A 22,166-nucleotide genomic window follows, 5' to 3' on the forward strand; every position below is an offset into this window, starting at 1 on the left:
AAAAGCCCCCGGACGTACAATATTTATTAAATTTATTCTCTAATCTTGTCTCGTTATGAAACTACAATCTGCTATCCTCTGCATGCTGTGCGCCGCGCTGCCACTGGCCCGCGCCGTTGCCCAACAGCCTACCCTGGAAAAACAATGGACCACAGATACTACGCTGCGGGTACCTGAATCCGTTTATTTTGACGCCAAAAGGAACGTACTCTACGTGGCCAACATAGACGGCGCCCCCTGGGGGAAAGACGGGAAAGGCTTCATTTCCCAGGTGTCTCTGGACGGGAAGGTAACCAACCTGAAATGGGTAGACGGCTTTGATGCTCCCAAAGGCATGGGCGTACATGGCAACCACCTGTACGTGGCAGACCTCAACACCATTGTGGTGATAGACATCAGCAAGGGCGCCGTTGTTACCCGCCATACCGTTGAAGGCGCGGAAAACCTGAACGATGTTACAGTGAGCCCCAAGGGCACGGTATATGTATCCGACTCCCGCAAAAAAACCGTTCACACCTTTGAGAACGGTAAATCCACCCTGCTGCTGGACAGTGCGCGCAGCGGCCTGAGAGGCCCCAATGGCCTGCTTTTCAGCCAGGGCCAGCTGCTGGTGCTGGATGCCGGCGCCGTGAAACGTGCGGAAAAAGACAATACGCTCACCAAGCTGGCAGACGTAGCCAAGGGAACAGATGGCATTGAACATGTGAGGGGCAATGAATACATCGTGTCTTGCTGGCAGGGCGAAATATTTTATGTAGACATCAAGGCCGGCACCGCCATCAAAATGCTGGACACGCAGGGCGAAAAGCTGCAAACGGCAGACATCGGGTATGATGCGCAGAAACGCATTGTATACGTGCCTACCTTTTTCGGCAACAAAGTGACCGCCTACCAGCTCAAACCGGTTAACTAACCGGCTGCATACGCTTTTTTGCGGGGCTGCCGCTTTACCGGCGCCCCCGCAAAAGGGCATCCGCCGTATCGCGGCCGCTTCGTACCTTTGCGCCAATGCGTTTCATCCGGATACTTATCTTACTGGCCTTATGGCTGCCCTGCCTCCGTGCGGGGGCGCAACAGCCTGATACCTATACCTTCTCTCACCTTTGCATGGAGGATGGATTGGCCGGGAATCATATTTCCGGCATCCTGCAAGACAAAAAAGGCTTTATCTGGATTGCCGGTACCGCCCTGCAGCGGTATGACGGGGAACACTTTCTCACCATCACCAATTTTGACCGCCTGCCAGGCTCCATGTACTATGAAGATATCGCCCTGTTTGAAGACAGGCTGGGGCGCATCTGGATAGGCACGCCTGACAATATCCGCATGTATGACCCTGTTACCGCCAGTGTACGCGCGGTGCCCATTGAAGAGGGGTTGCTTTTTGCCGGCAACGTGGGCTGCCACGCCATTTTGCAAGACCGTAACGGCGTTATATGGACCACCACCCGTGCCGGCCTGCTCATGCTTGACAGCAACACCAACAAGTTCCGCAAGGCGCCGGGCATACCAGACAGCATCCGCTCCCAGCTTAACAGCGCCATACTGGAAGACCATGAGGGCCGCCTGTGGCTGAGCGGCGCCAACAGCCTGTACCTGTACAGCGCCAACCGGAAAGAGGTGTACAGCGCGCATCACAACCCCGCAAGGCTTACGGCGCTCAACGTACGCCAGAGCATAAAAAAGCTGTACCAGGACTCCCGCCACCGCATCTGGATGGCCAGCCGCGGCAGCAAAGAGCTGTTTGCCTGGCACCCTGACAACAATTTCCTGCGCTCCTATCATTTCAAGGGCCAGGAGAATGACAGCGACCAGGTGTATGATATCAGCGAAGACCTGCAGGGCCGCATCTGGACGGCCATGCGGGAAAAGGGACTGTACCGCCACAACGACGCGCGCGATACCTTTGACCTCAACATACCCGGCAACAATGCAGACCCCCTGGGCCTGCATTTCAATTACGAGTCCAACTGCCTGCTGCATGACCGGGACGGCCACCTATGGGTGGGCACAGACAGGGGTATCAATATGATGAGCCTGCACAACCAGAGCTTTACCCGGCTGGACTACCGGCGGGGCTTCCCCGATTCGGAGGTAACAGGCATATACCGCGCCGCCAACGGGGATGCCTACATTGGCTATTGGGGCAAGGGTTTTGTATGGCTGCGCCCCAACCTCCAGCTGCAGCAGCATTTCACCTACCAGCCCGGTGGCCGCGGCGGCATCCCGGAGGCACGCGGGCAGGTGTGGAGCTTTGCCGGGCTCCGCAACGGGCGCATACTGATAGGGCAGGAAAATGGCTTCATCTCCGAGTTTGACCCTTCCACCCGCCGCTTCCGCCATTTTCAGCCCAAAGGGCTCTTTGACCAGACGGTGCTGACCATAGCCCCGGAAAAAGATTCCGTGATATGGCTGGGCATTTACAAACACGGCCTTGCCCGCTGGGACCCGCAGCAAAACACGGTGGAGAACTACCCGCAGCTGCTGCAGTTCATACAGCGCAATACATCTGTGATGGCCGTGGTGCCACAGGCAGATTCCGTTCTGTGGCTGGCCTCTACCAGCGGAGGTTTGCTGCGCTTCCATAAAAAAAGCGGGCTGGTGAAAAAACAGGTGATGTTCCGCCATCATAATGATACGGTACGCAACATCACCAGCTTGCTGCGGTATAATGACAGCCTGCTGGTAGCCGGAACAGACCATGGCATATTTTTCTACAACCTGCGCAGCGATACCTGGGAGGCCCAGGACATCAACGGGGAGCACTTTGACGAATGGATACTGAGCATGCACAGGGCCGCGGAAGGTGAAGCCATCTGGTTCACCACGCCCTATGGCTTTTACCGCCTGAACGGGAAAAACCGCACCTTTTCCGCCTTTGTGCAGAATGATGATATTATTGACAACCACCGCCGCGTACGCCGCAACATTGCCATCCTGGAAAACGGCCACCTGCTGGTGGGCGCATCAGACCACGCCGTATCGTTTTCCCCCCTGCACCTGCAGGAAAAACCTGCGCCGCCTGATGTAACCATTGTGGAAATGCGGGTCATGAACCAGCTGGTGAACACAGATTCCGTAGTGGGCAGCCAGCGCGCTATTGTGCTGCCGCACGACAGGAATTTCATCAGCATCTCCTTCAAATCCCTGCAATACCACAATGAAAATGCACGGTATTATTACAAGCTGGAAGGGGTAGACGCAGACTGGCTGCCGGCGGAAAGCCTGCTGATAGCGCGGTATACAGACCTCTCGCCCGGCAGGTATACCTTCAGGGTGAAAAGCATGAACACGGCCGGCATCTTTTCCCGCAATACCACTTTTGTAAACATTGTGATACAACCGGCCTTCTGGCAAACATGGTGGTTCAGGGCGCTGTGCATCCTGCTGCTGCTGGGCCTCATTTATGCCTACTTCCGTTTCCGCCTGTACCTCGTGAAAAAAGAGGCCAAAAACCGCGCTGCCTTCCGGGAAGAGCTGGCGCAGCTGGAAATGAAAGCCCTGCGGGCGCAAATGAACCCGCACTTTATTTTCAACGCCCTCAACTCCATCCAGACGTTCATGATGAAAAACCAGACGGAGCAGGCGCTGGCCTACCTCAGCCGCTTTGCCCGCCTCATCCGCAACGTGCTGGACACTTCGCAGCTCAACAATATTTCCATTACGCGGGAGTGCAGCATGCTGGAGAATTACCTGGAGCTGGAGAAACTGCGGCTGGACAATAAATTTGATTATACCATTACGGTAGACCCGCAGCTGGACAGTGACTTTGTAGAAATACCGGCCATGGTGCTGCAGCCCTTTGTGGAAAACGCCATCTGGCACGGCCTGCTGCATATGGAAGACCGCGGTCTGCTGAACATTGCTTTCATCAAGGAAAACGGGCGCATTCATGTAACGGTAACAGACAATGGCATTGGCCGCGATGCTGCTACCAGCATCAAGCAGTTCAGCCACCCCACGCACGTTTCCCGCGGGTTGCAGATAACAAAAGACCGGCTGCAGATATACAACAGCCGGTTCAATCTGGATGCTTCGTTTGACATTGAGGACCTGCAGAACGGAACGGGCAAGGCTGCCGGCACACGCGTCAACCTTTGGTTCCCGCTGCAGGAAGATTAACCCAGGCCAATTTCTTCATGCCGTTCGGGTATCTCCACATCACCATACCCTTTTTTGTGCAGCCAGTCTTTGAATACCGTTTGCACTTCATACTCCCCATGTACCAGGAACAGCTTTCTTACATCGCGCGGGTTCTGGCAAGCCAGCCACTGGCTCATATCCTCATAATCCCCATGCGCGCTCATGGAGCGGATCACGCCAACTTCCGCCTTCACTTCATGGCGCTCCCCGTAAATAGACACCTCCGTGGCGCCGCGCATCAGCCGCCCGCCCAGCGATTGCGGTTCGCAATAGCCTACAATAAGAATAGTATTTTTCCACTGTTCTATATTGTTGGCAATGTGGTGCTTCACACGCCCGGCCTCCGCCATGCCTGATGCGGAAATGATCACGCAGGGCTCCTTGCGGAAGTTGAGCATTTTTGATTCCTCTACGGTTTTGATATACCGCAGGCCGGGGAAGCTGAACGGATCATCGTCTACCTCCAGCATTTTGGCCACCTTGCGGTTAAAACACTCCGGGTGCATGCGGGTTACCTGCGTGGCTTCCAGGGAAAGCGGGCTGTCTACGAACAGGTCTACCGCCGGCAATTTACCTGCCAGCTGCGCGCGGTTGAGCGCGTACAATATTTCCTGGGTGCGGCCTACGCTGAAGGCAGGAATGATCAGCTTGCCTTTTTTAACTACGCAGGTTTCGTGTATGAAACGCAGCAGCTCATCATCTGCGGGCTCTACTTTGGCATGCAGCGTGCTGCCGTAGGTAGATTCCATGATGATGTAGTCTGCCTGCGGGAATACTTCCGGAGATTTGAGGATGGGGTCTCCATAACGGCCAATGTCTCCGCTGAAAGTAACCTGCCGCGTGGTACCACCTTCCGTGATACGCAGGTGAACGCAGGCGCTGCCTATGATGTGGCCCGCGTCTGTAAAGAGCACTTCCACGTCTTCATCTATCCGCCGCCATTCACCGTACGGCACAGGCGTTAGCTGGTCTACGGCCCGCTTGGCATCCTGCACGGTGTAAAGCGGCTGGATGTAAGGCTTGCCTTCCCTTGCGTTCTTTTTGTTCACGAACTTGATATCATCTTCCTGTATCTCCGCAGAATCCAGCAGCAATATTTCAGACAGGTCCCGGGAGGCGGGTGTACAATAAATGTTCCCTTTGTAACCCAGCTTGCAGAGGCGCGGCACCAGGCCGGAGTGGTCTATGTGCGCGTGAGACAATATCATGATGTCTACTTCCTGCGGATCAAATCCAAAATCGTGGTTGAGCGGCACCGTTTCCCGGCCCATGCCCTGGTACATACCACAGTCCAGCAAAATTTTCTTCCCGTTCTTCAGGGTGATCAGGTGCTTGGAACCGGTGACGGTCCTTGCGGCCCCATGAAATGCAATCTTCATAGTTATACTTTTTTAAAGCTCCAGGTGATCTGGAACCTGGCAATTTCTGTACCGTCTTCTGACTGCCCGGTAACCGAAATGGTAAGGGCGGCGGCCTCTCCCGTTTCTACGGTTTGCAGTACGGCCTGGCGGATGGCAGCGCCGGCATCACAGGTAAACCAGGTACGGGATTTGGCTTTTTTCAGAAAAATTCCTTCCATGCCGGTTACCAGCATGGATACACGTAAACCTTCCCCCTGCGTGTGGGCCAGGCCCAGCACGCCGGAGCTCATTTCTGCCGCCATGGCCAGGCAGGCAAAATAGGTGGAGTTGAAGGGGTTTTGTGACAGCCAGCGGTAGGGTACTACCGTGGTGCAGCTGTCTGCGTCCAGACGGGTAACCCGCACGCCGGCCAGCCATGCGCTGGGCAGCTTGTACAGCAGAAACAGGGAAAACCGGAAGCGGTTGTTCACCAGCCTGATAAAATGATTGTTGGTAACCGTTTGGGCCATATAAACATCATTACAGGTTATGTACATACGCCGCAATGGCTTGCTGCGCATTCACGTCCGGCTGGCCGGGCTGCTTTTCTACCGGCAGGTTATTGACTTGCCTGTCCAATATTACGGCATTTGTATTATCTACCAGTTGAATATCCAATATATCTTTTACCTGCCGGAAATATTCCCGGTCATAAACGGGAAAGCATACCTCTATGCGCCGGTGCAGGTTGCGGTTCATCCAGTCTGCAGATCCCATGTAAATTTCTTCGTTGCCCCCGTTGTGGAAACAGAAGATACGCGCGTGCTCCAGGTAACGGTCTACTATTCTGCGCACCCTGATGCGCGGCTGCGGTACAATGCAGCAGATGCTGCGCACTATCAGGTCTATTTCCACGCCTGCTTCCGCGGCCGCGTAGAGGGCCTCTATCATCTGTTTTTCCTGCAGGTTGTTGAGCTTGATCACAATGCGCGCAGGGCGGCCGGCACGGGCATTGTCTGCCTCACGGGCAATCAGCTCCAGGAAGCGGCCCATGAGGTTGAACTGCGCCACCAGCAGGTGCTTGAACGGAATAAACTGGTACCGCGCCGGGGCAATGCCGGTTTGCATGTACAGGAACAGCAGCTCCAGCTCCTGGGTCATTTCCCGGTGGGCGGTGAGCAATACATGGTCTGTATAAAAGCGGGCGGTGCTCTCATTGAAGTTGCCGGTGGCCATGAGGCCCACATGGTCCCAGACGTGGCCGCGCTGCCGTTTCACCAGCGCTACCTTGGCATGCACCTTCAGGTTGGGTATGCTGTACAGGATGCGGATGCCGGCCTCTTTCATCCTTTTGGCCCAGCGTACGTTGTTGGCCTCATCAAAGCGGGCCTTCAGCTCCACCATTACCGTTACCTGCTTGCCGTTTTGCGCCGCGCTGATGAGCGCATGCACTATCTGCGAGCCGGAGGCTACGCGGTAGAGGGTTACGTATATTTCTTTCACATCCGGGTCAAGCGCGGCCTCATTGAAATAGCGGAGTATATAGTCATAGTTCTGGTAAGGCACATGCAGCAATACATCCCGCTGCAACACTGCATCCAGCAGGCTCTCCGCCCCGTCAAGCAGCTTTACGCGGGCCGGGGTAGCGGGCGGGTAGAACAGCGAAGGGTCTTTGGCGGGCAGCGGCAGGTCTGCCAGGTGGCGCAGGTGATGATAGCGGCCTCCGGCCACCATTTCCTGCGGGGCTATACGAAAATATCTGGCCAGCGCAGCCTGCAGGCTTTCCGGCATGGCCGCATCAAACAGGAAACGCGTGGGTATGCCCAGCTCCCGCCTGATGAGCATGCTTTCTACTTTTTGCAGCAGGTGGCCGCTGAACTCGTCTACGTCAATTTCCGCATCGCGGGTGAGCTTGATGCTGTAGGCGCCTTGTATGGAACGCCCCGGAAACACCAGGTGCAGGTGGGCGCGCAACACATCGTCCAGGAACGCAATGCCGCCGCCTGACAGCTTCAGGAAACGGGGCAGCAGACCGGCAGGGATGTTCACAATGCCCGCGCCGCCGCCTTCAAAGCTGGCTACAAGGTATAGCGCATTGTTCTCCAGGAAAAGGTCTTCCGGCTTTTCCCACTGCAGCACTGCGGGCTGCAGCAGGCCCATGACGGTGGAGAGGAAGTAGTCTCTCACGGCTACATCTTCCGGCAACGGCGTACCGTAGTAGAGATGTATGCCCCGCTGCTGCAGATCTGCCAACACACCTTGCAAAAGGCGGCCAAAGAGGTTGAGTTGCCGCCCTATTTCCGCCTGCACGGCGGGCAACAGGCGGTTACTCGTTTCTTCCAGCTGCTGAAGGGCCAGCAGGGCGGGCATGCGCACGCGGAAAAACTCGTCCAGGTTGGAGGAAAATATAGAAAGGAAGCGGACGCGCTCAAACAAAGGCACCGCTTTATTATCAGCCATCGTCAGCACCCGGCAATTAAAGGACAGCCAGCTCAGGTCCCGGTCATTCAGTGATGTGTCCATCTTGTACAAATCCTATCCTTTTGTTGGGAAAAACAGCGCCGCTATGGTAAAAGCCAGCACGGAGGCAATGATGCCGAACATAAATGTATTGTAGGCAAAGCGGAGCAGCTTGTATTTGCGGCCCAGCACCACGCCCAGGTTGTAAATATCATGTATCATGTTGCTGTAGAGGTACTCGCCGTTGTTCATGATGGTTTCCATACCGTCTTCATATTCCTGGTAAGTCATCTGGTGGAAATTGCCGAAAAAGAGCAGGTTGGCTTTTTTGCTGCGGATATCCAGATCTGTGAAGCGGCCCGTAGTTACATTGGGCCGAGTGGCCAGCACGGAAAATACAATAGTGGTAACGCTGGTGGTCAGGAAGAGGATGGCGGGCAGAATGAAGTTCGGGTAGTCTTCCAGCTTGCGCAGCAGTACGCTGAGCAGCACGGAAATTATAATGGCATTGACCGATATCATGATGTTGGCCTTGGAGTCTGCCATGGAGCTGAGGCGGATGTGGTTGGTGGAAGTGGTGCGGAACATGGTTTCCACGCCGCGGTTGGAACGCTTATCTTTATCCGCTTTCTCTTTCTCCGTTTTATCTCCCTTCTGCTGCTTTCTTTCCTTTTCCCTTTCCTTTTCCTGCTCTTTCAGCACCTCGCTCTGCTTCTGCTCCAGCTTGCTGCGCAGCTTTTCAAGGTTCTCTTCTTTCTGTTGCTTCAGCAGCGTCTGGCAGTAAGCGGTATGGTACTTGTGAGATTCCAGGAAAAGGATGCTTGTTTTGGCCCAGTCCGTTCCGGAAATCTTGCGGCCCGTTGCCAGCTCTGTTTCCGCGCGCAGCAGTTTGTTGCGTTTGCTGAAGTCTTTGGTGCCCAGGTGGAACAGATCAGCGTCACACACTATCTGCTCCAGCAGGTTGTGCGGCTCCTGCGGCATGCGCGTGGCCAATATGCAATCAGCGATGGCCGCTGCAGTACTTTCCGGCAGGCCCTGCGCCAGCGCAAATGCGCGTGCCGCGTCTGCCCCGGCCTGTTCATGCTGCTGCCTGTCTCCCAGCAAATACCCCATGTCATGAAACCATACGGCCAGCATCACTATCATCAGCTCCTCTTCAGAAAGCCGGTAATAAGCCGTGATCTGCTCCGCCGCATGCACTACCTGCAGCGTATGTGCTTTGTTGTGGTATACCAGCACGGGTTCTGTATGCTGCTCGAACTGCCGGGTTACATGGGCTTGCGCTGCGGCTATCACTGAACTAATTTCCATTGGATATTGTATTTACAGAAGAAGAATTCTATTCCAAATTACGTCATTTTTTGCGTTAATTTTATTGTCTAAAGCCCGGTTTTATGAAGGTAATCAAGTACTACGCCCTGTTGTTGCTCTTTTTTTCCTGCCAGGCACTGGGGGAAAAACAGGATAAAACATACAGTTCTCCCCGTGGTTACCAGCTCACCAAGCCTGAACGCTTCAAGGTGCGGGAGTCTCTGCAGGAGATCTCCGGCCTGGTGTATAATGGCGATGAGAGCAACTTCATTGCCAATAATGACGAGCAGGGCAAACTCTTCCGTGTAGGGCTGCGCACTACCAGCCCTTACCCCTCCTGGAAGTTCGGCAAAGGCGGGGATTATGAAGAAGTGATACATACAGGGAAAGACTGGCTGGTGCTGAAAAGCAATGGTACGCTGTACCAGGTGCTCCACCTCTTTACAGACACCACGGAGTCTGCAACCTATCACCTGCCGGTACATGGCAAGAAGGAATTTGAAGCGGCGTATTACGATGCCGGCAAAAACACCACCTTCGTGATCTGCAAGAACTGTGAGGAAGACAAGGGGCAGAAAGCCACCAGCGTATATGCGTTCCGGATGGACAGCATGCGGTATGACTCAACGGCCGCTTTCCGCTTCATGCACAGTGACATCCCGGGCCTGAAAGAGTCTCCCTCCAAACACTTCAGGCCCTCTGCCGCCGCCGTTCACCCGCTGGAGAACAGGGTGTACATAGTGGCAGCCATCAACCGGCTGCTGGTGATCACAGACCTTTCCGGCAAAGTGCTGGAAACCCACCCCCTGCAGCGCAAACACTTTAACCAGCCGGAAGGCATTACCTTTGCACCTAACGGGGATATGTATATTTCAAATGAAGGAGATGAGGAGAATACGGCAGATATCCTCAAATTTAAGTACAACCCGCATTCCAAGTAATTATGCACACCAGCTTCCGTGTATTGCTCACCATATCCCTGCTGCTGACAGCAGGCGCTTACGCCCAGTCAGACAGCGTACAGCAGCGCATCATCCTCATCGGCGACGCGGGGGAAATGCATGACGGCAAAATTCCCGTGGTAGACGCCGTGAAGCGGAACATCAACCTGCAGCAGGGCAAGAACACCGTGCTCTTCCTCGGAGACAACGTGTACCCCCTGGGCCTGCCAGACCCCGCTGCCGGCAACCGCCGGGAAAAAGAGCAGATACTGGACTACCAGGCCTCCCTGGTGAAAGGCACGGCGGCACAGGGCATATTTGTACCCGGCAACCACGACTGGTCAAAGCACCGCCCTTACGGCTGGCGCAGCATAGTGCAGCAGCAGCTCTACGTAGACTCCATGCTGCAGCCCAACATACTCTTCCTGCCCAAAGAAGGCTGCCCCGGCCCGGAAGCGGTACCCCTGGGCAATAACGTGATGCTGATAGTGATGGACACGGAATGGTGGCTGTACCCGGGCAAAAAGCCCGGTATAGAATCCGGCTGCGAATGTAAAACCGAAGATGAGGTACTGACCGCCATAGCAGACATTGCCGCCCGCAACCCCGGCAAGCTGCTGGTTTTTGCCGGGCATCACCCCTTGCGCAGCCACGGCCCCCATGGCGGCTACTACACCCTCAAACAGCACATTTTCCCTTTAACCGATGCCAAACGCTGGCTGTACGTGCCGCTGCCGGTAATAGGCTCTGTATACCCGCTGGTACGGGGCGTGTTCGGCACGCGGGAAGACCTGCCGCACCCGCTCTACCGCAGAATGATCAGGGGCATTGAAGCCGCCATACCGGCCGACGCACCGGCCGTATTCGTATCCGGCCACGACCATACCCTGCAGCTCATACGCGAAGGCAGCCGCAACTTCATTGTGAGCGGCGCCGGCGCCAAGGAGAACCAGGTAAAAGAAGGCAAGAACACGCTCTATGCTACTAACCTCAATGGCTACACGGTACTGGAAGTATTGAACAACGGGAAAGTGTATGCCAAAATTTACGGAGACCAGGATGCCGCGCCGCTGTATACCAGCCTGCTGCTTGATATTGCGGCCTACCGCCGGCATGAGGAGGCCATAGCCGCCACCCCGCTGCCGGAACGCGTTACCGTGGCGGCAGACTCGCAGTACATCCATGCCAATGGCTTTCACCGGCTGATGCTGGGTAACAACTACCGCTCCGTATGGGCTACGCCCCTCACCTTCCCCGTAATGCGCTTTGATACCCTCAAAATACTGAAGCGCGGCGGCGGCCAGCAAACCCGCAGCCTGCGGCTGGAAGACCCTTCAGGCCGGGAATGGGTGCTCCGCTCCCTGAAAAAAGACCCGCTCAGCGCCATTCCCGAACCACTGCGGGAAACCTTTGCCCGCCAGGTGGTGCAAGACCAGATATCCGCCTCCAACCCCTACGCCCCGCTGGTGATTTCACCGCTGGCCGAAGCGGCGGGCGTACCCCATACCAACCCCCGCTTTGTATATGTAGCCAATGATACCGCCCTTCATATTTACCGGAAAGACTTTGCCAATGGCGTATACCTGTTTGAAGAGCGGGAGCCCGTGACGGCCTCCAAAACCTACAACACGCTGAAGGTGCTGGAAGAACTGGCCGGAGATAATGACAACAATGTAAACCAGCGCGCCTTTCTGCAGGCCCGCCTGCTGGATATTTTTATTGCAGACTGGGACAGGCATGAAGACCAGTGGAGGTGGTACGCGGAAAAAGATAAAAAGACGAAAACATTTTACCCCATTCCCCGTGACCGCGACCAGGCTTTTTTTGTGAACCAGGGCGTGATACCCCGCATTGCGGATGCCCGTTACATACTGCCCGCGGTACAGGGCTTCCGTAAAAAGATACCGGACGTTGCGGCCTGGAACTTCAACCCCCGTTTCCTTGACCGCAATATGCTCAACAACCTGGAAGACAGTACCTGGGAGCGCATGTCCCGCAACTTTGCGGCTATCATGACAGACAGCCTCATTGTAACCGCCGTGAACCAGCTGCAGCCCGCCATCCGCAAACAGGTAGACAGCATGATGATCTCTACGCTGCAGGCGCGGAGAAGCATCCTGCACAAAGAGGCCATGAAGTACTACCGCGCGCTGGCCAGGGGGGTGGACATCACCGGCTCCGTTAAAAACGAGCAGTTCACCATTACCCGCCAGCCCAACGGCTTCGTGAACGTTACGTCTGAAAAGATCAGCAAAAAAGGCGAGCTGGAACAAACACTGTACAGCCGCACCTTCAACCCCGCGCACACCAAAGAAGTAGCGCTGTACGGCCTCGGCGGGGAAGACCGGTTTGTGGTGCGCGGCAATGAAAAAAGCCCCATCCGCATCCGCATCATCGGCGGGCGGGAAAAAGACACTTACATAGACAGCAGCGGCCGCACCGGCGGCAAACGCATCCTGATATATGACCTGGCCAAAGGGGAAGACAGCTTTGCCGTAAACCGCAACGAGCGCCTGCGCCTTTCTTCAGACCCGGCCGTGATACACTACAACCGCCGCGCGTTCCAGTACAACACCCTGATGCCGCGCATAGCCGGCGGCTATAACCTGGATGACGGCATACTGCTGGGCCTGGGCCTGGAGTACAAAGGGCACGGCTTCCGGAAAGATTCCTTTGCCGTAAAGCATACCTTCTCCGGCATGCACGCCGTGGCTACAGAAGCCTACCAGTTCAAGTACCAGGGCCAGTTCAATGACGTGATAGGCAAGGCAGACCTCATACTTGGCGCGCTGGTACGCGCCCCGCACAACACGGCCAACTTCTTCGGCTTCGGGAATGAAACGGCATACAACAAGGAGATAACAGACCCGGCCATCCGCTACTACCGCGCCCGTTTCAACATCTATATGGGTGAAGTAACGCTGCGGAACAACTTTTCTCCCAACATCAGCGCCACCGTTACGCCTTCCATCACGGCGGTAACCCTGGAGCCGGAGCATAACGCCGGCCGCTTCCTCACCAATTATGACGCCAACAAGCTGGATTCTGCCCACCTGTTTGCCAATAAATACCATGCGGGGCTGCGCCTGGGTGTCAACTTCGATACGCGTGACAATGACCTGGTGGCCAGCCGCGGCCTGCTGTGGACCACCACCCTGCAGGGCAACACCGGCCTGAATGCGGCCAGCAACAATTACGCGCAACTGCGGTCAGACATGAGCATCTACGCCTCTACCGGCCTGCCGCCCAGCGTGGTGTTTGTAGTACGTGTAGGCGGCGGCGTTACCTGGGGCAAGCCGGAGTTTTTCCAGGCCCTTTCACTGGGCGGCTCTACCAACCTGCGCGGTTTCAGGAACAACCGCTTCACCGGCACCAGCATGCTGTACAACAACCTGGAGCTGCGCATCAAGCTGTTTGACTTTACGTCTTACATCCTTCCCGGCTCTGTGGGCCTCATTGCTTTTAACGACGTGGGGCGTGTGTGGGTGAAAGAAGAAACCTCCGGCCAGTGGCACAACGGCTTTGGCGGCGGGCTGTACCTGTCTCCCGTCAACATGTTCATTGTAACTGCCACTCTGGGGCATTCAAGAGAAGGCACCTTGCCGTATGTTACGTTCGGGTTCAAGTTCTAGGCAGCGTCTCTTCCGGACGGTCATCAATAAAACAGGGCTGACCATTGTGTTTGGCCAGCCCTTGCATATATCAAGCTTCCTTTTATTTCGCTTTGAGGCTTTCCGCTTTCACCAACCCTTCCATATTCACTGTTACCCGCAGGGCGCGCAGGCCGCTGATGCCCTGCACCTCTTCCAGGTCAAGCATTTCCAGCTCGGAAGTGAGTATGTTCTTGTTCTGCAGGAACTCAATGTATTTCCTGTACTCGTCCGCCTCACGAACGTAGGCGTATACAATGGCTATTTTGCCCGGCTGGGTGAGCCTTTCATTGGTACCGCGCACGCGCACCTTGTCAATCCGTTTTTTCATGATCTCGTACCGGATGTTGTAAGCCCCTTCCACATCAAAACGCCGTTCGTCTTTCCGGAAGCTGATGGTAATGGGGTTGCTGTGGGCCAGCACCAGCTGCGTGGTTTGCAGCGGAATGCGCAGCCTTGGCTCCAGCGCATGGGTGATGCGGGAAATGTGGGCCATGGACGATAGCTGCCACAGGCGCAGGTTGCGCAGGTAGATCATGTCAAACTTCTTCTCCGGCGCTATAGACTGGCCGATGTAAATGTTGTACTCCACACCGTCTGTTCTGTATTTTTCAAAATAGCAGGGAAAAGACCGCTGCAGCTCGTCCTTCTCCTTGTCCAGGTAACGGTTGATGGCCGTATTGATCTCCTGCAGGCTTTCTTCGTACTCCCGGCGGTGGTGGTAAATGTGGCCGCTGCTTTTGTCTATTTTTGCAAAGTACTCGTTCAGGATGGGTTTGAGGTTCTCTTCGCTTTCGTAGAGGTGGCGGAAGGTGGGCGCAATCTCGTAGTCAAGAAATTCATTGATGCGCACTTCATCTTCGGCAAACAGGGTTTCACGCATGTTGTTCAGCATGCGGTTGTTCTTGTACTGCAGCTCTTCCAGCAGGGGCAGATGCAGGCCGCCGTCAACCTGCCTGAACGTATCCTGTATGAGCAGCAGCTGCTCCCGCAGGTCGTTACGGATGGCGGAGCCTCTTTCTACGGAAGAGTTGCGGATGTCTACCGCGCCGTACAGCGGGTATACATCTTCAAACTGTATGTTGCCGATGGCTTTTTTATTTTCTTTCGGCAGGTGCAGGTATTCCCACGCTGCGTCTGTAAACTTCCATTCCACCGCGGGTTGCAGGGCGGTAAACTGTTCCTTGATCACTTCATTGATCCTTTCATTGGCCAGCTCCATACTGCGGCGCAGCAGCAGCGAGCCTACGGCGTAGCTGGGTTGCAGGCGGGCCATTATTTCCCAGTCAAGCGGCTCCCCTGCGGTAGCCGCCAGCTCCAGCATGCCCAGCATGCTCTTTTCATGGGTGATGGGAACCAGGATGAAACTTTTAACACCATGCAGGGGCAGGTATTTCAGGAAGGGGTACAGCGATACCGTTTGCCGGCTTACCTCCGGGATGACCAGCGGCTGCGGGTTCTTTGCCAGGTGCTCCAGCAGCTGTTCATGTATGGCGATGCGCTCCGCATCGTTACGGGCACTGGAAAAAATAATGCTCTGTGACACGTACACGTTTTCCATCACGCTCCTGTTGTTCACCTTCAGGAAAGGTGTGAGGTGCACGCTCATATCTGCCCGGCCGGCCAGCGTTTTCAGGTACTCGCGGGCCTGGGCGTAGGTTTTCAGCTCATTGTCTTTCCGGATGTTCAGCACCAGGTTTTTCATGCCGGCCACTACCCGGTCTTTCGTCACGTCCTGGATGGTCCAGATCACGAACCCTTCCAGCGCAAAATTCTCCAGCGGCAGCAGGCGCTTCAGGTCTTCTATGTTCTGCAGCTTGAAATCACCGGCGCAGATGTTGCCGCAATCCAGCGCAGGCAGGGTACCTTTCACCTTTACGTCTACAAAACGCGGGTCTATGTTCACCTTGATGTACTTCTGCAGGCCTGTTTCCGGGTGAATGATGTTGTGGATGATCTCCGCATCGTAATTGATGGGCAGGTCATACAGCCGCTCCAGGATGAGCTTGTACATCCATATCAGCTTGTCGTTCTTCACCTTTTCTTCCGAAATGCCCTTGGGCACGGCCTTCAGCTCGCCGCCTTCTTCCGCGAATATCTGCCGGAAACGTTCCGAGTAGTAGAATATAGAGAAGCGGTAGGGTACGCCGATGCCGAAAATGTCCCGCTTTTCGTCCATTGTAAGGGGAAATACGGTAGCCGTCAGCAGGTCAAGGTACTCCTGGTAGTCTGCCAGGTTCACATCTTCCTTCAAGGGCTGCTGCAGGGCGGGGTTGCTTTCAAAATGGCGCACAATTTCCCGGAAGTACGCCGCGCGGGCGCCTTCGGCATGTTCCACCTTTTCCTTCATAAACCGGATGAAGGGTACGAAAGATATATGGCTGTCAATCAACTCATCATCTTTAAACAAACGCGGGTGTGCAGTGAGTATCTTCATAAAAAAGTCATAAAAAGATCATCAGCGAACAGGAGACAGTGTGCAGGATAACGGCGTTGCCAGGGGAATTTCTGCAAAGTTACGCGTTTTCCGGATGCCGTGGTCCAGGAAGGGCATAAAAATAGGAAATGCGGTTGTCTGCATCGTCAAAGCTAACCGGGTTGCGGCGGCGGTACTTGTAAAAATAGGCGCACAGCCCGAAATCTCCCGCGCAGCAGAGCGTGTGGAAACAATACAGCCCCAGGAGCAAAGCCTGCCAGTTAACGGGTACAAAAGGAAAAACGGCCGCGCAAAGCAGGGAAATGACCACAAAGGGGGCCAGGGCAATGTAGCGGAACTGCCTGTATCCCACCACATAGGCATGGGCCACAGCGTAAAACATGAGGTACCGCCAGATAACGCCGTACCGCACGTCGCGGGCGCCGAACAGGCGGAACATCAGCCCGTGCAGCAATTCATGGAGGGGTATCAGTAAAAAGGTGGCGGGAATGCCCAGCAGCAGCCAGCCGCAAAGGGCACCGACAGACAGGGAGCCGGCCCCTATGGCAAAACCGGTGAACAGGCCGGCAAGGCCGCAGCCCAGGAAGAAGAACAGCCAGAACAGGAGGGTATAGATATTGCCGGTTTGCAAACCTTCCCGCAGGGGGATCACCAGTTCCCGGAAGCCGTACTGCGCCAGGGGCTCGTACCCCTTTTCCTTCAAGGTCCGTACCAGCGCCTCCATCACGTTACACGGGTATTTCCACCTGGTTTTTGAGCAGGTCTTCCAGCGTGTCACGCCGGCGTATCAGGTGCGCTTTACCGTCTTTCACCAGCACTTCAGCCGGTTTCAGGCGGGAGTTAAAGTTGCTGGACATTTCAAAGCCATAGGCCCCGGCATTGTAGAATACCAGGTAATCTCCCTCCCGCACTTCATTGATCTTGCGGTCCCAGCCGAAAGTGTCCGTTTCACAGATGTTGCCCACCACCGTGTAGATGCGGTCAATCCCCTTGGGGTTGGATATATTTTTGATGAGATGGAAAGCGTCATAGAACATGGGGCGGATCAGGTGGTTGAAACCCGAATTGACGCCCACAAACACCGTGGCCGTGGTCTGCTTGATCACATTGGCCTTTACCACAAAGTAGCCGCACTGGCTTACGAGGAACTTGCCCGGCTCAAACCAGAGCTGCAGCGGGCGTTTGTAAGATTTGGCAAAACCGTTGAAAGCATCGGTGAGCTTTTTGCCCAGCAGGTCTATATCCGTTTCAGGGTCTCCCTGCTGGTAGGCCACTTTAAAGCCGCTGCCCAGGTCAATGAACTCCAGGTCAGGGAAGTGCTCCGTCATTTCAAACATGATCTCCACCCCGCGCAGGAACACGTCTACGTCCTTGATCTCCGAGCCGGTATGCATGTGGAGGCCGGTTACCCTGAGTTTGGTAGATTTCACAATGCGCTCTATATGCCGCATCTGGTGAATGGAGATGCCGAACTTGCTGTCTACGTGACCGGTAGATATTTTGAAGTTGCCGCCGGCCATGATATGCGGGTTCAGGCGGATGCAGATGGGATAGCTGTCTCCGAACCTGTTGCCGAACTGCTCCAGGATGGAAATATTGTCTATGTTGATGTTCACGCCCAGCTCCTTGGCAGCCACAATTTCACTGAGGTCTACACAGTTGGGGGTGAAAATGATGTTTTTCGGGTCAAAACCGGCTTTGAGGCCCAGCTGCACTTCCTGGATAGACACTGTGTCCAGCCCGCAGCCAATGGAGTTGATATAGCGCAGCACGTTGATGTTGGTGAGCGCTTTACAGGCGTAAAAAAAGCGTGCGTCCGCCTTGCTGAAGGCGTTCTTTAACTTCTCGTACTGGATCTTGATCTTTTCCGCATGGTACACATATACCGGGGTACCAAACTCTTCCGCCACTTTCACCAGGAAATCGGCGCTGAGAACATCGCTTTGTTTAGCCATTGTATCGAATAAATTGAATGTGCGAAAATAATAAGAATATTAATCTTCCCGCATAAAATCGTCCAGGTCACGGCGCTCCTTTTTGGTGGGCCGGCCTATTTTGCTGGGGCGCTTGCCGGTGTGGAAGCTGCTGGCTATACGCTGGTTGAACTGTTTATCTTCTTCGGGCGTAATGTCCAGATAATACTTGATGGCTTCCGAATACTGCACGCGGTTGGCCAGCAGCCCGGTCACTTCTATCTTCCAGCGTTTTGCCTCCGTTTTCACCTCGTACTGGTCTCCGATGTTCACGGTCCTGGCCGCTTTCACGGCGGCGCCGTTCATTTTTACCTTGCCGGCTTCGCATGCAGCGGCGGCCTGGGTGCGGGTTTTGAAGATGCGGATGGACCAGAGGTACTTGTCAAGACGGAGTTTTTCTGCACTCATGGCGCAAAATTACGCAATCATTCCATCAAAATGTCGCATTCCCCCCTATAGAATGTCACGTTCAGGGCGCATGCCCCATGAGGCTTTCCGTTACTTTTGCTGCATCACCTTCAACTTGTAACACTATGAAAAAGATCAAGATCATTTACTGGATATTCACCGGCCTGATGGCCGCAGGCCTGGGCGTGGGCGCCATTTTTGACGCTATCGGCGTACCGGAGGCCATGGCCTATGTTACCAACCTCGGTTACCCGGCCTATATTGTGCCTTTCCTGGGCGTGGCTAAAATACTGGGCATTGTTGCCATACTGGTACCCGGCTACCCCCGCCTGAAAGAATGGGCATATGCCGGCCTCGTATTTGACCTGGTGGGCGCTACCTACTCGCATATCATGCACGGAGACCCCGCGGGCACCTGGGCGCCCATGTTCGTGTTCATTGCCCTGGTGTTCGGCTCTTACGTCTATCACCACAAGCTGCGCCGGCTGAAAGCGGCCGATAAAGCGTGGCAGGCCAGCCCCGAGGAGTCTTTCAGCTATTAGGCGCCTGCAAGGGCAAAATATAGCTGCCGCAAAGGTGTTGCAAACGGGCTGCGCCGGTTGCATCAGGGTAACAAAAGTCCCCCGGAATTTTATTCCCGGCAAGGGCTCTTGCACCACAACCGCGGGGACTTCCGTTGCATACCGGTGTAAAGAAGAAATATTTTTCCCGGCAAGGGTTCTTGCAACAACTACCACGGGGAGTTTCGTATATTTCGTGCATTGCATACCTGTATGAAAAAAAAGAACTACCTCCTCTACCCCGTTATCATCGGCATATTTGCGGCGCTCATCTGGTTCATTATTGCGCTGGGCCAGCGTTTGCAGGTACCGCAACACCAGCCCGCACAGGCCGCCGCTCCGGCCGCGCCTGCCAGCCTGCTGCCGGCTTTGCTGGAACATGCAAGGCATCCCCTGAGCCTGCTCCTGCTGCAAATCATTGTTATTCTCTGCGTATCCCGCCTGTTCGGCTATGCGGCCCGTAAAGTGCGGCAACCTGCCGTAGTGGGAGAGATAGTGGCTGGTATTGTATTGGGCCCCTCCCTGCTGGGCTGGTGCTGGCCGGAAGGCATGCAGGCCATTTTTCCCGCTCATGCTTTAAGCAGCCTGCAGTTCCTGAGCCAGATAGGGCTGGCCTTCTTCATGTTCATTGTGGGCATGGAGCTGGACATCCATAAAATACGCCAGAAGGCGCACGATGCGGTCATGATCAGCCATGCCAGCATTATTATCCCGTTTTTCCTGGGGGTATGCCTGGCCTATTTCACCTATGCCCAATATGCACCGGCGGCAGTCAGCTTCCTCTCCTTTGCGCTTTTTATGGGCATTGCCATGAGCATCACGGCTTTCCCGGTACTGGCCAGAATAGTGCAGGAGCGCGGACTTTCGGGCACCCCGCTGGGCAATATGTCTATCACCTGCGCAGCGGCGGACGATATTACCGCCTGGGGCATACTGGCCGTTGTAGTGGCCACCGTAAAAGCCACCGGCTTGCTGAGCGCCCTGTTCACCATACTGCTGGCCCTGGTTTTTGTGCTGGCCATGCTGCTGTTGGTACGGCCCTGGCTACAACGGCGGATGACGCGCCTCAAGGGCGTCAAAACCAAGGTGGCCCTGGGCTTTTTTGTATTGCTCATAGCCGGTTACCTGGCGGAAGTAATAGGTATTCACCTGCTGTTCGGGGCTTTCCTTGCCGGGGTGATCATGCCGGCGGAAGCCAATATCAAGGAGGTGTTGCGGGACAAGCTGGAAGACGTGAGCGTGGTGATCCTCCTGCCGGTATTTTTTGCCTTTACCGGCCTGCGCACACAAATTGGCCTGTTGAATGAAGGCAGCCTCTGGCTGGGCTTTGCGGCCATAATGCTGGTGGCCGTGAGCGGCAAGTTTGCCGGCTCCGCGCTGACGGCACGGCTGGTGGGCCAGCCCTGGCGGGAGGCGCTTTCCATTGGGGCGCTCATGAATACGCGGGGACTGATGGAGCTGGTGGTGCTCAACATCGGCTTTGACCTGGGCATTCTCAGCCCGCAGGTATTTGCCATGATGGTGCTGATGGCCCTGGCCACCACCTGCATGACGGGGCCGCTGCTGGATGTGATCAACCATTGGTACGGGTGGAAGGAACAAGGTTACCACAAGGCCGTTTAAGCCCTGCCATCACTCCGGGACCGGTAAGCCCGGCTTCAAAAAGAGAAGGCATGCTTTTACAGCATGCCTTCTCTTTTTCTATCTGTCGAAATAAGCTATTTCTTTCTTACCGTTTTTTTGGCCGGGGCTTTTTTAGCTACCGGTTTTTTCGGGTTGGCGTTCACCTCCGGTTTTTTAACCGGTGCGGGGAAGCGGGCCCTGTCTACCGTAGCGGCCTTGTCATCCAGCGTCATTTGCAGAGACTCTTTCAGTATCTCGTCTTTTTCTGCCTGGAATACCTTCATTTTTTCTTTCGGGATGCGCAGGTCATAGCTGTTAGACTCTCCTGCCAATACCTGTGCAAAGTCAGGGTTGAGGCGTTCCAGCTCTTCTTTTTCAATGTCCAGCTTTTTGGCAATAGCCTCCAGGCGGTATTTACCGGTAATATTGAACTCTACGGTGTTGAACATGTCATCATCCGTGAGGGGGGCCGGTTTCCTGAACTCAGGCGCTGCGCTCATTCTTGCGCCGGGAGCGGCCGCATAGCTGGAGCCTACGCCGAAGAAGGTGTTGAACCGGTCCAGTATATAACCGGTGGCAATGAATTTATACACATGGTTGCGTGATTCCGCCGGCAGAAAATACTGGATGCCCCAGAAATCGCTCCTGCCGCTGATACGCTGTGCGCGCTGCACGCCGCCGGCGCCGCAGTTATAGGCCGCCACCACCAGTAACCAGTTGTCAAACTGTTCGTACAGCTCGTTCAGGTATTTGGCGGCTGCCACGGTAGATTTATAAAAGTCTTTCCGTTCGTCTACTTTCCGGCCTACGTTCAGCCCGAAGATGCGGGCTGTGCTGCTCATGAACTGCCACATGCCCACGGCGCCTACGCGGGAGCGGGCGTTATAGGACATGCCGGATTCGATCACGGCCAGGTATTTCATTTCTTCGGGAATGCCATGATCCGAAAATATCTTTTCTATCATGGTAAAATAAGGCGCCGAACGCTCCACCATGGTAGCCAGGTGCTGGCTGTAGCGGGTAGCGTAATCATTCACATATCCTTTGATATAGTGATTGGTCATCTGCTCTTCATACACCTTGGGGGTGCGTACAATGGGCTGCATGGTTTGAGCGGCGCGCTTCACGGCCTGTGAGGCGGGCGCACCATGCACCACGGTATCTTTGGGCAGATGTGCAGACTTTTTTAAGGTGACGGAGGTGTCGGCGTGCAGGCCCTGCATAACAGGTACTGCCATCTCCTTAGGGCTCTCATCGGCGGCCGCCGCAACAGTGGTCATTCCCACGGCCGACAAGAGTAGTAAAAAGATTTTCGTCATA

The 22,166-nt window shown here is 55.2% G+C and carries 15 protein-coding genes; 6 read left to right on the plus strand and 9 right to left on the minus strand.

What is annotated here, in order from left to right; all coding sequences use genetic code 11:
• Positions 1 to 55: 55 nt before the first annotated feature.
• Both ABDW36_RS00640 and ABDW36_RS00645 read left to right on the plus strand, forming a co-directional pair.
• Positions 56 to 913 (plus strand): ATP/GTP-binding protein, encoded by an 858-nt coding sequence (locus tag ABDW36_RS00640; protein WP_343699950.1) that lies wholly within the window; start codon positions 56 to 58, stop codon positions 911 to 913.
• 194 nt (positions 914 to 1,107) lie between these two features.
• Complete coding sequence (locus ABDW36_RS00645) at positions 1,108 to 4,122, plus strand: two-component regulator propeller domain-containing protein (protein ID WP_343699951.1); 3,015 nt, start codon at positions 1,108 to 1,110, stop codon at positions 4,120 to 4,122.
• Here ABDW36_RS00645 and ABDW36_RS00650 read toward each other — a convergent pair.
• Genes ABDW36_RS00650 through ABDW36_RS00665 form a run of 4 tightly spaced genes read right to left on the minus strand, consistent with a single transcriptional unit; the run spans position 4,119 to position 9,254 of the window.
• Positions 4,119 to 5,522 carry an MBL fold metallo-hydrolase gene (locus tag ABDW36_RS00650; protein ID WP_343699952.1) on the minus strand — a complete coding sequence of 468 codons (1,404 nt, stop codon included), beginning with the start codon at positions 5,520 to 5,522 and terminating at the stop codon, positions 4,119 to 4,121. The two genes, ABDW36_RS00645 and ABDW36_RS00650, sit on opposite strands and share 4 nt — an antisense overlap.
• A 2-nt stretch (positions 5,523 to 5,524) precedes the next feature.
• Entirely contained in the window at positions 5,525 to 6,013 is a 489-nt protein-coding gene (locus ABDW36_RS00655; RefSeq protein ID WP_343699953.1) for a DUF4442 domain-containing protein, read from the minus strand.
• 10 nt (positions 6,014 to 6,023) lie between these two features.
• Positions 6,024 to 8,006 (minus strand): polyphosphate kinase 1, encoded by a 1,983-nt coding sequence (gene ppk1, locus ABDW36_RS00660; protein WP_343699954.1) that lies wholly within the window; start codon positions 8,004 to 8,006, stop codon positions 6,024 to 6,026.
• 12 nt (positions 8,007 to 8,018) lie between these two features.
• Complete coding sequence (locus ABDW36_RS00665; RefSeq protein WP_343699955.1) at positions 8,019 to 9,254, minus strand: Pycsar system effector family protein; 1,236 nt, start codon at positions 9,252 to 9,254, stop codon at positions 8,019 to 8,021.
• A gap of 83 nt (positions 9,255 to 9,337) precedes the next feature.
• Between ABDW36_RS00665 and ABDW36_RS00670 the strand changes: the two genes are divergently transcribed.
• Positions 9,338 to 10,195, plus strand: a complete 858-nt coding sequence (locus tag ABDW36_RS00670) for a hypothetical protein (protein WP_343699956.1) — start codon at positions 9,338 to 9,340, stop codon at positions 10,193 to 10,195.
• Positions 10,196 to 10,197: 2 nt separating this feature from the next.
• On the plus strand, positions 10,198 to 13,827 hold the full coding sequence (locus tag ABDW36_RS00675; RefSeq protein ID WP_343699957.1) for a BamA/TamA family outer membrane protein: 3,630 nt from the start codon (positions 10,198 to 10,200) through the stop codon (positions 13,825 to 13,827).
• A gap of 82 nt (positions 13,828 to 13,909) precedes the next feature.
• Here the strand turns inward: ABDW36_RS00675 and ABDW36_RS00680 are convergent, their stop codons facing one another.
• The 4 genes from ABDW36_RS00680 to ABDW36_RS00695 form a co-directional block, all read right to left on the minus strand.
• The gene (locus tag ABDW36_RS00680; protein WP_343699958.1) at positions 13,910 to 16,282 is read right to left on the minus strand and encodes a hypothetical protein; all 2,373 of its coding nucleotides are present in this window, start codon (positions 16,280 to 16,282) and stop codon (positions 13,910 to 13,912) included.
• 79 nt (positions 16,283 to 16,361) lie between these two features.
• Positions 16,362 to 17,006 (minus strand): DUF3267 domain-containing protein, encoded by a 645-nt coding sequence (locus ABDW36_RS00685; RefSeq protein WP_343701693.1) that lies wholly within the window; start codon positions 17,004 to 17,006, stop codon positions 16,362 to 16,364.
• A 4-nt stretch (positions 17,007 to 17,010) separates the two neighbouring features.
• Positions 17,011 to 18,237, minus strand: a complete 1,227-nt coding sequence (gene lysA, locus ABDW36_RS00690; protein WP_343699959.1) for a diaminopimelate decarboxylase — start codon at positions 18,235 to 18,237, stop codon at positions 17,011 to 17,013.
• Positions 18,238 to 18,276: 39 nt separating this feature from the next.
• Positions 18,277 to 18,663, minus strand: coding sequence for an RNA-binding S4 domain-containing protein (locus ABDW36_RS00695; RefSeq protein ID WP_343699960.1), 387 nt, complete (start codon positions 18,661 to 18,663; stop codon positions 18,277 to 18,279).
• A 125-nt stretch (positions 18,664 to 18,788) separates the two neighbouring features.
• Between ABDW36_RS00695 and ABDW36_RS00700 the strand changes: the two genes are divergently transcribed.
• Positions 18,789 to 19,205: a DoxX family protein gene (locus ABDW36_RS00700; protein WP_343699961.1), complete on the plus strand. Its 417-nt coding sequence runs from the start codon at positions 18,789 to 18,791 to the stop codon at positions 19,203 to 19,205.
• A 231-nt stretch (positions 19,206 to 19,436) separates the two neighbouring features.
• Positions 19,437 to 20,846, plus strand: coding sequence for a cation:proton antiporter (locus ABDW36_RS00705; protein ID WP_343699962.1), 1,410 nt, complete (start codon positions 19,437 to 19,439; stop codon positions 20,844 to 20,846).
• Positions 20,847 to 20,941: 95 nt separating this feature from the next.
• Here the strand turns inward: ABDW36_RS00705 and ABDW36_RS00710 are convergent, their stop codons facing one another.
• Positions 20,942 to 22,165, minus strand: coding sequence for a lytic transglycosylase domain-containing protein (locus ABDW36_RS00710; RefSeq protein ID WP_343699963.1), 1,224 nt, complete (start codon positions 22,163 to 22,165; stop codon positions 20,942 to 20,944).
• Between the last annotated feature and the right edge of the window lies 1 nt (position 22,166).

Source organism: Chitinophaga sp., assembly GCF_039596455.1.
GTDB lineage: Bacteria > Bacteroidota > Bacteroidia > Chitinophagales > Chitinophagaceae > Chitinophaga.

Coding starts and splice junctions, on each gene's coding strand:
- ABDW36_RS00640 (WP_343699950.1), top strand. CDS start 56: ATGAAACTACAATCTGCTATCCTCTGCATGCTGTGCGCCGCGCTGCCA.
- ABDW36_RS00645 (WP_343699951.1), top strand. CDS start 1,108: ATGGAGGATGGATTGGCCGGGAATCATATTTCCGGCATCCTGCAAGAC.
- ABDW36_RS00650 (WP_343699952.1), bottom strand. CDS start 5,522: ATGAAGATTGCATTTCATGGGGCCGCAAGGACCGTCACCGGTTCCAAG.
- ABDW36_RS00655 (WP_343699953.1), bottom strand. CDS start 6,013: ATGGCCCAAACGGTTACCAACAATCATTTTATCAGGCTGGTGAACAAC.
- ppk1 (WP_343699954.1), bottom strand. CDS start 8,006: ATGGACACATCACTGAATGACCGGGACCTGAGCTGGCTGTCCTTTAAT.
- ABDW36_RS00665 (WP_343699955.1), bottom strand. CDS start 9,254: ATGGAAATTAGTTCAGTGATAGCCGCAGCGCAAGCCCATGTAACCCGG.
- ABDW36_RS00670 (WP_343699956.1), top strand. CDS start 9,338: ATGAAGGTAATCAAGTACTACGCCCTGTTGTTGCTCTTTTTTTCCTGC.
- ABDW36_RS00675 (WP_343699957.1), top strand. CDS start 10,198: ATGCACACCAGCTTCCGTGTATTGCTCACCATATCCCTGCTGCTGACA.
- ABDW36_RS00680 (WP_343699958.1), bottom strand. CDS start 16,282: ATGAAGATACTCACTGCACACCCGCGTTTGTTTAAAGATGATGAGTTG.
- ABDW36_RS00685 (WP_343701693.1), bottom strand. CDS start 17,006: ATGGAGGCGCTGGTACGGACCTTGAAGGAAAAGGGGTACGAGCCCCTG.
- lysA (WP_343699959.1), bottom strand. CDS start 18,237: ATGGCTAAACAAAGCGATGTTCTCAGCGCCGATTTCCTGGTGAAAGTG.
- ABDW36_RS00695 (WP_343699960.1), bottom strand. CDS start 18,663: ATGAGTGCAGAAAAACTCCGTCTTGACAAGTACCTCTGGTCCATCCGC.
- ABDW36_RS00700 (WP_343699961.1), top strand. CDS start 18,789: ATGAAAAAGATCAAGATCATTTACTGGATATTCACCGGCCTGATGGCC.
- ABDW36_RS00705 (WP_343699962.1), top strand. CDS start 19,437: ATGAAAAAAAAGAACTACCTCCTCTACCCCGTTATCATCGGCATATTT.
- ABDW36_RS00710 (WP_343699963.1), bottom strand. CDS start 22,165: ATGACGAAAATCTTTTTACTACTCTTGTCGGCCGTGGGAATGACCACT.